We start from the raw sequence: 12,444 nt of genomic DNA on the forward strand, positions 1-12,444 counted from the left end.
TTGCTCATTTTGATGCAGTTATCTTTGCTGGTGCAAGCCTCGGACTAGGAATTGCTTGCCGACGTCCACAGGTTTTTCGCACAGTTGTTCCAAAGTTTGCGCGAAAGTGCGCTATGATGGCCTCATGCTTGCAGACATCACGATCGAGAACCTCGGCGTCATCCCTCGAGCAACGGCGGAACTCTCGCCCGGGTTGACGGTTCTCACAGGTGAGACCGGTGCCGGAAAGACCATGGTGGTCACCGGGCTGCGCCTGTTGACCGGCGGTCGGGCGGATGCTTCACGGGTGCGCATCGGCGCGTCGGAAGCAGTCGTCGAGGGACGCTTTGTCGTCGAGGGGCTGAGTGATTCCGTTCGCACTGCGGTGTGCGACATCGCGGATTCTGCCGGAGCTATCCCCGATGAGAACGGGGAGTTTATCGCCAGCCGCGTACTTAAGGCTTCGGGGCGCTCCAGGGCGCACCTGGGTGGGCGATCGGTTCCCGCGGCAAGCTTGGCCGAATTCAGCTCAGAGCTACTTACCATCCATGGGCAAAATGACCAACTGCGTCTTCTGGGGCCGGATAAGCAGCTCGAGGCTTTGGACCGACTCGATGAAAGCATCGTGGCTTTGCGCATGGAATACAAGGCCGCCTATGCCACATGGCGCAGCCTCAAGCGTGACTTTGATGAGCGCACGAAATCTCGCATGGATCTCGCGCAAGAAGCCGATCGTCTTTCCTTTGCGATCAAGGAAATAACCACGATCAATCCGGAGGTAGGAGAGGACGAGGAGCTCCAGCAACAGATTCGTCGCCTACAAGATGTCGATGAGCTGCGCGAGCAGGCAACCGGCGCGCTCGGTGCCCTCGATGGGCCATCCGCCTTGGAGGAGTTTGGGGGCTCTGCCGGCGAAGATGTCGCTTGTGCGACTGATCTTTTGGGAGAAGCCTTGGGCCAACTTCAGTCCAGCTCTGATCCAGCGCTCAAAGAGCTGGGCGCTCGATTGGCAGATGCCACGGCAATCGTCAATGAGGTCGCCTCAGAATTGGGTATGTATCTTTCGGGCTTGCCTGCGGATCCGGAGGAACTGGAGAAGCTCCTTGTTCGGCAACAAGAACTCAAAGGGCTCACGCGCAAATATGCCCCCGATGTTGCAGGTGTTCTCACATGGCTGGCCAAGGCAGAAAAGCGCCTGTCGTCTATTGACGTGTCGCCGGAGGTGCTCGAGGAGCTGGGCCGAAAAGTAGCTGCTGCCTTCAAGGAGGTGAAGCGAACTGGAAAGGCCCTGACCGCCGCTCGAGCAAAGGCTGCCAGCCGGCTCGAGAAGGAGGTGACTGAGGAACTGCACGGATTGGCAATGCCCAAGGCACGGTTTGTGGTCTCATTGAGCAAGCGCGACCCAGGTCCGACGGGATGCGATGAGGTAGAGTTCCTCCTTGCTGCCAACCAAGCAGCTCAGGCTCGCCCGTTGGCTACCTCGGCTTCCGGCGGTGAACTCTCGCGTGTGATGCTGGCATTGGAGGTTATCCTTTCAACTGGTACTCGGGGTGCCACGCTTGTCTTTGACGAGGTGGATGCCGGAGTTGGTGGTCGGGCTGCGGTGGAGATCGGTCGCAGGCTTGCTCGCCTCGCCGGCGACAACCAAGTCATTGTGGTCACCCACCTTCCCCAGGTTGCCGCCTTTGCGGATACCCACCTTCATGTCTCGAAGGACGTAGGGGAGGAGTCCATCACTTCTGGGGTGGAAACCCTCAGTGATGAGCGCAGGGTTGAAGAACTGGCAAGAATGCTCGCCGGACTCGACGACACCGACACGGGACGCGCCCATGCCCAAGAGCTTCTAGATAAGGCGCGCGCGGAAGTCGAGCGAATGCGCGTGTCCTAGCATTGTCGCCCGATTCGCCAAAGGCTGGGTCTTTCTCTGAGCATTGGATGAAAGCGCAATGAGGAAAAACGCCCGTGCTTGCGCGCGCCTAACTCAGAAGTGGCATCACTTTGGCAAAAATAGTGCGCATGAGTCTGTTCTCCCGTAACGATGAGTTGCCTGGGCTGCAAGCCACCGCGCGCGATTGTCGGCCTGACTCCAAGGGTCTCAAGAAGCTGAGCGAGGGTGACATCGCCGTCATCGACGCTCCGGATATCTCGCGTGCCTTCGCAACCCAGCTCTTGGATGTGAAGCCAGCGGCAGTGGTGAACGTTGCCGAGTTCACCACCGGTGCAATCCCCAATTTTGGGCCTCAGATCCTCATTGAGGGCGGCGTTACTCTGGTTGAGAAGGCAGGCCCTGAGATATGGGACACCTTCAAAGACGGCAAGAAGGCTCGGCTGACCGACGAAGGGGAGCTCTTCCTCGGGGATAAGATCATCGGTGCCGGCGAGGTGGTTACACTCCAGCATGCCGAGGCCTCCTTTGAGGAGGCCCAGCAGTCGTTGATCGATCACATGGAGGCCTATTTCGGCAACACCATCCAGTTCATCCAATCTGAGTCGCCCTTGCTGATCGACGGCCTCGGAATCCCCGAGGTCTCAGTGTCGCTGAAGGATCGCAAGGTCGTGGTGGTAAGCCCGGGCGAGGGACACCGCAGTGACTTAAAAGCGTTGCGCAACTTCATCCGAGAGTATTCCCCCGCCATCATCGGCGTTGATGGCGCGGCAGATACCTTGGTGGAGCTTGGCTACACGCCGGATCTGATCGTTGGTAACCCTTCGGGGATTGGTTCTGATGCCCTTCGTTCCGGGGCGAGCGTCGTTTTGCCCGCTGAGCCCAACGGGCATGCAGCGGGTCTGGAACGCATCCAGGATCTTGGCATCGGTGCGATGACCTTCCCGGCCGCCATTGATTCCGCAACGGATTTGGCATTGCTTCTGGCCGAGTTCCACGATGCGGAGCTCATCGTCAACGTCGGCGCTCCGACGAGTTTGGATTCCATTTTTGCCGGCGGCGAGAACTCACAGCCGTCCTCTTTGGTCTCGCGAATCAAACTCGGACCGAAGCTGGTAGACGCCACGGCAATTTCAAAGCTCTACACCGTGCGTTCCAACGTGAATTTGGGTTGGCTGTGGGCATTGCTCGGCATCGTCGTCGCCCTAGCGGTCGTGGCCTTGATCGCCGGCACCAGCGGTGACGGCAGCTTCGTCGATAACATGATCGACACCTGGAACAATATTGCCCTGACGGTTCAGGGCCTGTTCAAGTAGGAGAATTTCCAGTGGCTAAGAAGAAGGGGCGCGTAGGCGCCGTGATCTCGGCTTTGTCCTTCGGGCTCGCAGGAGGCATCGCCCTGGGAACCTACGTTTTGGCTCCCAACCTCGCAGGCGGAAGCAACGAGGTGCGGGACTCACTTGAGACGCAGCTCGCGGATGCGAACCAGCAGATAGAGATCCAGGATGTGCAAGCAAAAAGCGCCGATGGTTTCATCGAAACAATGGCCGATGGGGCGGTCAGGGATTCATTGAAAGAACGCCCCGTCTTGGTTTTGCGCAGCGCGGATGCCAGCGACGATGATGTCTCTAGTGTGAAACATCTGCTGGGATCGGCCGGTGCAGTTGACTCCGGTACCATCACGTTGACGGAGAAGTTCTTTTCCCGTGACGGCGCCGATGGGCTAAAGAACATTGTTTCCACAACGTTGCCCGCGGGCGCGCAGCTGTCGACAGAGCAGCTTGATTCGGGCACGCACGCCGGAGAGGCGCTGGGAAGCGCGTTGATGCTCAACAAGGACTCGGCACAGCCGCAGGCGACACCGGAAGAGCGGGCGATCGTCCTAGGCGCACTCAAGGAGTCCGAGTTCATCAGTTATGACGAAGGAACGATCCTTCCGGCACAAGTTATCGTGCTTGTCCTGGGCGACGATGACGGCACTGGCGATTCGGTGAGTGTCGAGAATCAAGTGGCCTTTTCCAGGGCGTTGGATTCCAGGGGCTCGGGCGTCGTTGTTGCTGCACGCATTAAGTCGGCGTCTGACACCGGAGTCGTGGGGAAGCTGCGCGATAACGCACTGTCCAGGCAGGAGGTGTCCACGGTTGATTCGGTGGATCAAGCCTGGGGTGCCGTCGCAACGGTACTGGCAGCGCGCGAACAGCTTGATGCTAAGGCCGGCGCCTATGGTGCCGCGGCCAGTGCGGATGCCGCCTCGCCAAGCCCAGTGGGCTCCTAGAGTCGGCGTGACCAGTCCGCGGTATTTTTCTCGTCTGCGTCCCCTCAGACCCTGCTTCTCGTGGGTGTGGGGGGATTTTTTGGTGTTAAGTGGTGAAGCGATAAATCTGCCGAAGGCGGAGCTACTTAATCGACGTGACGAGCTTAGTCGCAGGCCAAGCGTAATTTCTATAGCTGTATTGTTTCCCGTCTTTTGTCATGTTATGCTGAAAGCCCGTAGGTCACCACAGATCGTGTGCCTGCGGATTTTGTGTTTCCGCACCCCTTTTCCCTATTCGCCAACGTCACGCTAGGTTTTGCCAGCATCGTGTGTGCGGTCTGGGAAGCGTCGGAAAGCAAATTGCGTCGGTGCCAGATAACCTGTCGGGTGACACCCTGGGCGCCAACTGGTGTCTAGGCAGATACTGCACACCCCTGTAAGGATGCCAATGTCGCAGCGCACTACTGGACATGAGACCAAGTTTATTTTCGTCACCGGAGGCGTCGTATCTTCCCTCGGTAAGGGGTTGACAGCAGCCAGCCTCGGCCAATTGCTCATCGCTCGCGGGCTGAGCGTGACCATGCAAAAGTTGGACCCGTACCTCAACGTCGATCCTGGCACCATGAATCCGTTTGAGCACGGCGAGGTGTTCGTCACCGATGATGGTGCCGAGACCGACCTTGACCTTGGCCACTACGAGCGTTTCCTCGATCGCAACCTGACCAAGAATGCGAATGTGACCACCGGAAAGGTGTATTCAAGCGTCATCGCCAAGGAGCGCCGCGGCGAGTTCCTGGGTAAGACCGTGCAGGTCATTCCGCATATCACCGATGAGATCAAGTCCCGGATCCTTGCAATGGCCGAGCCTGATGCCCAGGGAAATCGCCCTGACGTCGTGATCTCTGAGATTGGTGGCACGGTAGGTGACATCGAGTCCCAGCCGTTCCTGGAAGCCGCTCGCCAGGTTCGCCACGAGGTCGGCCGCGACAACATCTTTTTCATTCATTGCTCGCTGGTGCCCTACCTGGCAACCAGTGGTGAGCTCAAGACAAAGCCCACCCAGCATTCCGTGGCGGAACTGCGCTCCATCGGTATTGTGCCCGATGCGGTCGTCCTTCGTGCTGACCGGGAGACCCCCGCCTCCCATAAGAAGAAGATCGCGCTCATGTGCGACATCGAAGAAGAAGGTGTTGTCTCCTGCCCGGATGCACCCAGCATCTACGACATTCCTGAGGTGCTATACAAGGAGCACCTAGACACCTTCGTCATCCGCAAGCTGGGGCTTCCTTTCCGCGACGTGGATTGGACCCAGTGGGGCGATCTGCTCGACCGGGTGCGCAACCCGCGCAGTGAAGTCAACGTGGGCATCGTCGGCAAGTACATCGACCTCCAAGATGCGTACCTGTCCGTGGCCGAGGCCATCCGCCACGCCGGTTTTGCGCACCACGTCAAGGCCAACGTGAAGTGGATTACCAGCGACGACATCGGCGACAACCCTGCCGAGCAACTAGGGGAGCTGGACGCGATCGTCGTGCCGGGCGGTTTCGGCGTGCGCGGCATTGAGGGCAAAATCAACGCCATTTCCTACGCCCGCGAAAACAAGGTTCCATTCCTGGGCCTGTGCCTGGGATTGCAGTGCACGGTGCTTGAGGCAGCCCGCCACGCCGGCATTGACGATGCCAGCTCCACCGAGTTCGACCCGGATACCAAGTCGCCCGTGATCGCGACGATGGCCGAGCAGCAGGCGGCTGTGTCCGGCGAGGCCGACTTGGGTGGCACGATGCGCCTAGGGGCGTACCCGGCCAGGCTCGCCGAAGGCTCCTTGGTTGCAGAGCTCTATGGAACCACCGAGGTCTCTGAGCGCCATCGCCACCGCTACGAGGTCAACAACGCCTACCGGGATCTCATCCACGAGGGCACTGGCCTCGAGTTTTCGGGTACTTCCCCGGACGGCCAGTTGGTCGAGTTCGTGGAATACCCGCGGGAGGCGCACCCGTTCATGGTCGCCACTCAGGCACACCCCGAGTACAAGTCGCGTCCGACGCGTTCGCATCCGTTGTTCAAGGGACTTGTTGCTGCCGCTATCGACTATCGCAACGCCCGCTAGATTAGTCTGCCACCGTCCCCGACGGAGCCTGTGAGCATGTCGCAGGCGCTGCGTGGTGGCGAACTCGTGCCCGCCTCATACCTGCACGGTGTGTGGGGCGGGCTTTGGCGTATGCGTAAGTGGTACGTCCTTTACTAGGCTAGAGGGCATGGCTTTTGACTTCCGTGCTGTATCCTCCGAGCTGTTAGTCGACGCACCCATCCTTGCGGTGCGTCGCGATATCGTAACCATGCCGGGTGGTGGCACGGCGCCGCGTGAAATTGTTGAGCATTTCGGGGCCGTCGCCGTTGTTGCCTTCGATGGGGAAAACATCGCGCTCGTCCATCAATATCGTCGTAGCGTCGGGCAACGGCTGTATGAGTTGCCCGCGGGTCTGTTGGATGTCGCCAATGAAGACCCGCTCGATTGCGCTCAGCGGGAGTTGAGGGAAGAAGCTGGTGTCAAGGCGCAGCAGTGGCAGCTGCTGGTGGATCTGGTGACCAGCCCAGGATTCTGCGATGAATCGGTGCGGGTGTACCTTGCCCAGCAGCTGAGTGAAACGCCACGGCCCGAGGCGGAAGAGGAGGAAGCAGACCTCACGCTGCATTGGGTTCCCCTCCCTCAGGCCGTTGACATGGTGATGACAGGCAAGGTCTACAACTCCATCGCAATTGCAGGCATCATGACTGCCGCGCAGGCCCTCGCCAGCGCACAAGTCAGAAGCGTAGAAGAACCCTTCGAGATCCGTCCGACCGCGCTGTCGAGCCGTAGGCAGGCGGAGGGCTTGAGCGGTGACATGAAAAAGAAGCCTGGAAGAAGTCCACGCTAGGCTGCGTCGGCAAGCAGGCGATGAGCGGTGGACATGTCGGTGACCGATCGATTAAGTGTGCGACGCGCGAGGTGGGAATGGGACGCCATTTTCTTGGTCGGTCCCATGAGCTAGGCGATGCCGATCGGTCGGCTGCTAGAAAGTTGGATCGTTGCCAACCGCATGAGGTGGGAGCGCGAAGGGGTGAGTACATGAGAAGGGATCGTCACAAGGGGGAAATCCCGCGGTGAGCGAAGGCAATATCAAGGAACTGGCACAGCGCTGGCTGGTTCACCTCAGCGTCGAACGGGGGGTAAGCGCAAACACCCTTTCCAACTACACACGCGATCTCGACCGGTATGCGAAATACCTCTCAGAGCTTGGGCGCAAGGAGTTATCCAGCGTTTCCGCCACGGATGTGGAAGGGTACGTTGCCTACCTGCGCCGCGGGGATCAGGCCACGCGACGGGCACCACTGGCAGCCAGTTCCGCCGGACGTGCGCTGGTGGTGGCACGAGGCTTGCACAGGTTTGCGTTGCTCGAAGGCGAGGTTCCGCGCGATGTTGCGGCGGACGTTTCTCCGCCTGGCGCCGGGCGACACCTGCCAGATACTTTGAGCGTGGCCCAGGTCGAAGCGCTCATCCAGGCAATCCCAGTACAAGAAAACGCCACGGAGGTTGACCTTCGAGACGCCGCGCTCATTGAAGTGCTGTATGGGACCGGAGCCCGAATTTCTGAGGTGCTGTCCTTGAACGTCGATGACTATCACCGGGCCACTGATTTCTTACTATTGACGGGAAAAGGCAATAAGCAAAGGATGGTGCCGCTGGGGTCGAAGGCCAGGGAAGCCGTCGACCGCTACCTTGTGCGCGCCCGCCCTGCACTAGCGAGGGGGCTGAGCCCCGCGCTTTTTCTCAACACGCGTGGCAGGGCGTTGTCTCGACAATCCGCATGGGCTGTGCTGAAATCACGGGCGCTGGCAGCCGGGATCACAGAGGACATTTCGCCACACACGCTCAGGCACAGCTACGCCACGCATTTACTAGAAGGTGGGGCAGACGTGCGTGTGGTTCAGGAATTGCTCGGGCATTCATCGGTGACCACCACCCAGATTTATACTCATGTCACTGCCGATAGCCTGCGCGCGGCGTGGGCGAGCAGCCACCCGCGCGCCTGACAACCGGAATACGCCGGCGCGTGCGTGAAGACATCACGAAGTACCACGGCATCGCCTAGGCCGCCACCCCATACCGCCATTGCCAGAGACCGCCTCCATTTCACATATTCATCTCAGGTGCGTACCATCGACAAGGCGCATGAACCATCGCAAGGGTAGGCCCTGCCCCACAAAGAGGGGGTCTTTTTCTATGATTGAGAAAACTCAGCAAGGCCCATAAAAACGAAAGACGAATACACGTGAACCGACGTCATCGCCGCCACCAATCCGCTGCCCAGAAAACACTCGGGCACAAACTCGTGGCTGCAGCAATCGCCGCAGGAGCGCTTACTACGGGGGCGGTGGTCAGCCCGGATCCGGATCTGCTCACCGAAGCCCACGCTCAGGGCCCAGTGGTGGTACCCGCCGGGCAGACAACAACGGTTGATCTCGGTGTTGCGTTGAATGTGAACGCGAACCAGGATGGCTTTACCATCGTCTCCTCAGGGACGTCCGTATCAGTTACCGCACCCGCCGGTGGCGGGCAGACCTCTGTGCCGGTCAGCTACGGTGGCTACAGCTCGGTGATCACTATTATCGCCGAGGCCAGCGCCACGGAGGCGAGCGTGGATGGGCAAAGCGTCGATGAGATTCTCAACGACCCTAACCTTGGTGGGGTCGGATCCGGCGCGGACGGCGCCGGTACCCCAGATTCCAGTGACGCGGGGCAACCTGCAACGCCTGGCGCTTCGGGCATCGTCGGGGAGGGACAATCCGGCGGTGGCGCAGGTAGCAGCAACGGTGATGGATATAGTGCGGACAATCCCGCCCCACGCCCGGTTCGAGGGCTCGCGCCAGCTCTCGATACCACGCAAGCACCGCAGGTCGAACTCGCCGGGGAGATTCAGGCAAACCAACTCATCGTCCAGCTCAGCATGACGCAGGCGCTCAATCTCTATAACCAATTCGGCGGCAACGATCCGAGCTCCGTCGACGTGCGCTACGTCGACGGCGAGGGCCAAGTCATCGAAGGCGTACGTCGTGATATCGACAAGGCGGCGCGTCGGTTGACGTTGACCTATCCAGAAGGTCAGACACCTGATAATCCCTTTATCATTCAGGTTTTGCATTCCTCTGACGGTTCGGCTGCAGCAGTGGTGACGATTACCTCGCCGGGCAAACTCACCACGAAGGATGGCGGCACGGCGGTTGTCAGCGACGCAGGCAGCTCCAGCGATCGCAATTTTGTCATTGCTGTTGTTGCCGTTGCCGTGGTGGTGCTGGCTGTCATCATCGCGCTGATCGCCTCCTTGCGTGCTGCAAGAAGGCACCGCCGCGCACGCAAATCCTAGCCAGGAACGTAGGGGCAGCCATCGTGCAAAACGGGTGTTTGATATCGAAAATCTAGTTGTGAAGCTTGATATCTGTGGATTTGTGGCAGCGCTGATCCGCTGCGCCCAGGGCCTATGCCCGCTGCTACGTTCTCGCTTGGCTTGCTGAGGTAGGTAGTCACGCCGCCTGCCCTGCGGAAGTGTGCGTCCATCGGCGTTGGGCGTAGCCTGCCTATGTCGCGCCGTTGTAGCTTGTGTTTTCATGCTTGACGACGCCCATGGCCTGCATTCCGGGGCGCGAAATGAGGGGTCGCGACGGTATTGCGGCTTTCATGCGTGTAACTTAGGTTCTAGATTTGTGCAACCCGGCACAGTTGGACAACCGTCTCCTGTGGTCAAGTGAAAGGACTAGACATGAGTGAATCGGGACTTTTTGATAAGCCCGAGATCAAGGTCGGCCTCACCGGGCGTCCCCTGCGGGAGTTCAAGGAACCTGAGCCACGCGAAAAGCACGGGCCCGCCACGATCTTAGCCATGTGTAACCAAAAGGGTGGGGTGGGCAAAACCACCTCCACCATCAACCTCGGAGCTTGCTTGGCCGAGGTAGGCCGTCGCGTGCTCTTAGTGGATCTGGATCCGCAAGGTGCACTGTCTGCAGGTCTCGGCGTGCCGCACGACGAGCTGGAAACCACCGTTTACAACTTGATGGTGGATAACCGCACCTCCATTCACAACGCGATTCATCACACCGCGGTGGCAGGCCTTGATCTGGTACCGGCCAACATTGACTTGTCCGCTGCCGAGATCCAGTTGGTCAATGAGGTCGGCCGCGAACAAACCCTAGCCCGCGCGCTGCGCCCAGTGATGAAGGACTATGACTACATCATCTTGGACTGCCAGCCTTCTCTGGGGTTGTTGACGGTCAACGCTCTTGCCTGTGCGCAGGGAGTCATCATTCCCATGGAGTGCGAATATTTCTCCCTCCGTGGTCTGGCATTGCTGACAGATACGGTGGAAAAGGTTCGCGACCGCCTCAACTTCAATCTGGAAATCGTCGGCATCCTTGTCACCATGTTTGATCGTCGCACCAGCCATGCCCGTGAGGTGATGTCGCGGGTGGTCGAAGTCTTCGATGACAAGGTCTTCGATACCGTTATCACCCGCACCGTTCGTTTCCCTGAGACGTCAGTGGCGGGTGAGCCCATCATCACGTGGGCGCCGAATTCCCAAGGAGCCGCGCAATACCGCCAGCTCGCTCGCGAGGTTATCGAGCGCACGGAGGGCTAGTGCGGGGCAAGGTGAAGGGGCACAGATGAGTCCGCGCGCGCCACAGGTGCCCGATAACCAGCCGGAGATCACGGGGTTCCGGCTGGTTTTGGACAATTTCGAGGGGCCGTTCGACCTCTTGCTGCAGCTGATTCACTCCAAGAAGTTGGAGGTGACGGCGGTGTCGCTCGCACAGGTCACGGACGAGTTCGTGGCTTATACGCGCCAGCTTGGACGCGATGCCGAACTCGATGAGATCACTGAGTTTCTCGTGATTGCCGCAACTTTGTTGGACTTAAAGGCAGCCCGGCTCATCCCGCGCGGTGAAGTCGAAAGCGTGGAAGATCTCGAACTCCTTGAAACCCGCGATCTGCTTTTTGCTCGGCTTTTGCAGTACAAGGCCTATAAGCAAGTGGCGGACATGTTTGCACAATGGCAGCGCAAGGCCCAGCGCCGCTACCCACGCCAAGTGGGCATGGAGGAGCAGTTTGCTGACCTTCTACCGCCAGTCGTCTTGGGGATGGATCCGGCTGATTTTGCCGAGATGGCCGCAGGCGTATTTCGGCCCAAGCCCCCGGAGACCGTAGCAACCGGGCACATCCACCAGGTGGCGGTGTCGGTGCCAGAACAGGCCGGTAAGATCCTCGACACCTTGCGCCTGGCCGGGAAGGACACCTGGCTTAGTTTCGATGCGCTTACCCGGGATTGTTCCGTATCCATGCAGGTGGTCGGTCGTTTCCTCGCGTTGTTGGAGCTCTACAAGGCGCGCGCGGTGGGAGTCGAACAGGAGGAATCATTAAGCGAATTGTTGGTGGCGTGGACCGGCCTTGACGTCGACCCCGCGGTCGTTGCCGCCTCGAATTGGAGCTAGACACTGTATTTTTCTGAAGAAGTGGATTCAGATCACTACTTGGTGGAGCAAGTAAACCCAATCAAGTTGCCAGGTGGACTGTGCTTGTCGACCTCGATGACCCTTAGCTGGGTCGGAACAAGTACTATCGATGTGACTGGAGAGTTCATCCGCTAGAAGCTATGAAGGGGCGAAAGGTGGGAATCGTCGTTGTGGCCGGCTTGTCCTCGGGCGTAGGCAAGACCACCGCGGCCGCCGCCTTGGTTCGCGTTCTGCAAGATCGTGGGCATCGCGAGGTGTTTCCGGTCAAGGTTGCCCGTCTGGCCAACCACCAGCGCGAGGGGGATATCGGCACGATCGAGAAGCTGACTGGGGTCAAGGGCGTTGATTTTTCAGACGAGGCAGACCCGATCGCGGCCGTCAAAAGGCTTTCCGACGCTGGCAAGATGGTCGTCGTGGAAGGCTCGGGAGGATTAAGTGTCGTCCTGCGCGACAACATGACCATTGCCGACATCGCGGCGAAGCTGGAGGCCCCCTTGGTGGTGGTTTCCGGGATGGCACCGGGCGCGGTGAGTCTTGCGGTGCAAGCGGTACGTTTTGCCCGTTCCTGCGGGGCCAATGTCATAGGGGTATTGGGCGGAAAGCTTCCCGCCGGGGCCGATCTCAAGACCCGCCTCATCCTCATGGAGGTCTCCAAGGCGACCGGCGTGCCCTTCATCGGTAGCCTCAACGATGGGGTTGGCTCTCTGGCCGGGGAGGCATTTGCCCAGGCCACCAAGACGATCTTCCTGCCTGAGGACTTGTAGGCCTGGTTTGTGCACTCCGGGAC

Annotated in this window: 10 protein-coding genes; all 10 read left to right on the plus strand. The window is 59.6% G+C overall.

What is annotated here, in order from left to right:
- The first annotated feature begins 124 nt into the window (after nt 1-124).
- The 10 genes from recN to bioD all read left to right on the plus strand — a co-directional run bounded on the left by recN (nt 125) and on the right by bioD (nt 12,421).
- Complete coding sequence (gene recN, locus PAB09_RS06605; RefSeq protein WP_271035207.1) at nt 125-1,867, plus strand: DNA repair protein RecN; 1,743 nt, start codon at nt 125-127, stop codon at nt 1,865-1,867.
- Nucleotides 1,868-1,995: 128 nt separating this feature from the next.
- Entirely contained in the window at nt 1,996-3,180 is a 1,185-nt protein-coding gene (gene steA, locus PAB09_RS06610) for a putative cytokinetic ring protein SteA (protein ID WP_442873723.1), read from the plus strand.
- A gap of 11 nt (nt 3,181-3,191) precedes the next feature.
- Nucleotides 3,192-4,139 (plus strand): copper transporter, encoded by a 948-nt coding sequence (locus PAB09_RS06615; RefSeq protein ID WP_271035208.1) that lies wholly within the window; start codon nt 3,192-3,194, stop codon nt 4,137-4,139.
- 427 nt (nt 4,140-4,566) lie between these two features.
- Nucleotides 4,567-6,225, plus strand: coding sequence for a CTP synthase (locus tag PAB09_RS06620; protein WP_271035209.1), 1,659 nt, complete (start codon nt 4,567-4,569; stop codon nt 6,223-6,225).
- Between the two features lie 148 nt (nt 6,226-6,373).
- Nucleotides 6,374-7,033, plus strand: coding sequence for an NUDIX domain-containing protein (locus PAB09_RS06625; protein ID WP_271035210.1), 660 nt, complete (start codon nt 6,374-6,376; stop codon nt 7,031-7,033).
- A 226-nt stretch (nt 7,034-7,259) separates the two neighbouring features.
- Complete coding sequence (gene xerD / locus PAB09_RS06630) at nt 7,260-8,189, plus strand: site-specific tyrosine recombinase XerD (protein ID WP_271035211.1); 930 nt, start codon at nt 7,260-7,262, stop codon at nt 8,187-8,189.
- A 239-nt stretch (nt 8,190-8,428) separates the two neighbouring features.
- Nucleotides 8,429-9,520 (plus strand): hypothetical protein, encoded by a 1,092-nt coding sequence (locus tag PAB09_RS06635; RefSeq protein ID WP_271035212.1) that lies wholly within the window; start codon nt 8,429-8,431, stop codon nt 9,518-9,520.
- 393 nt (nt 9,521-9,913) lie between these two features.
- On the plus strand, nt 9,914-10,786 hold the full coding sequence (locus tag PAB09_RS06640; protein ID WP_271035213.1) for a ParA family protein: 873 nt from the start codon (nt 9,914-9,916) through the stop codon (nt 10,784-10,786).
- Between the two features lie 25 nt (nt 10,787-10,811).
- On the plus strand, nt 10,812-11,636 hold the full coding sequence (locus tag PAB09_RS06645) for a segregation and condensation protein A (RefSeq protein WP_271035214.1): 825 nt from the start codon (nt 10,812-10,814) through the stop codon (nt 11,634-11,636).
- A gap of 176 nt (nt 11,637-11,812) precedes the next feature.
- Nucleotides 11,813-12,421, plus strand: a complete 609-nt coding sequence (gene bioD / locus PAB09_RS06650; RefSeq protein WP_271035215.1) for an ATP-dependent dethiobiotin synthetase BioD — start codon at nt 11,813-11,815, stop codon at nt 12,419-12,421.
- Nucleotides 12,422-12,444 lie beyond the last annotated feature (23 nt).

This window comes from Corynebacterium sp. SCR221107 (assembly GCF_027886475.1).
GTDB lineage: Bacteria > Actinomycetota > Actinomycetes > Mycobacteriales > Mycobacteriaceae > Corynebacterium.

Coding starts and splice junctions, on each gene's coding strand:
- recN (WP_271035207.1), top strand. CDS start 125: ATGCTTGCAGACATCACGATCGAGAACCTCGGCGTCATCCCTCGAGCA.
- steA (WP_442873723.1), top strand. CDS start 1,996: ATGAGTCTGTTCTCCCGTAACGATGAGTTGCCTGGGCTGCAAGCCACC.
- PAB09_RS06620 (WP_271035209.1), top strand. CDS start 4,567: ATGTCGCAGCGCACTACTGGACATGAGACCAAGTTTATTTTCGTCACC.
- PAB09_RS06625 (WP_271035210.1), top strand. CDS start 6,374: ATGGCTTTTGACTTCCGTGCTGTATCCTCCGAGCTGTTAGTCGACGCA.
- PAB09_RS06640 (WP_271035213.1), top strand. CDS start 9,914: ATGAGTGAATCGGGACTTTTTGATAAGCCCGAGATCAAGGTCGGCCTC.
- PAB09_RS06645 (WP_271035214.1), top strand. CDS start 10,812: ATGAGTCCGCGCGCGCCACAGGTGCCCGATAACCAGCCGGAGATCACG.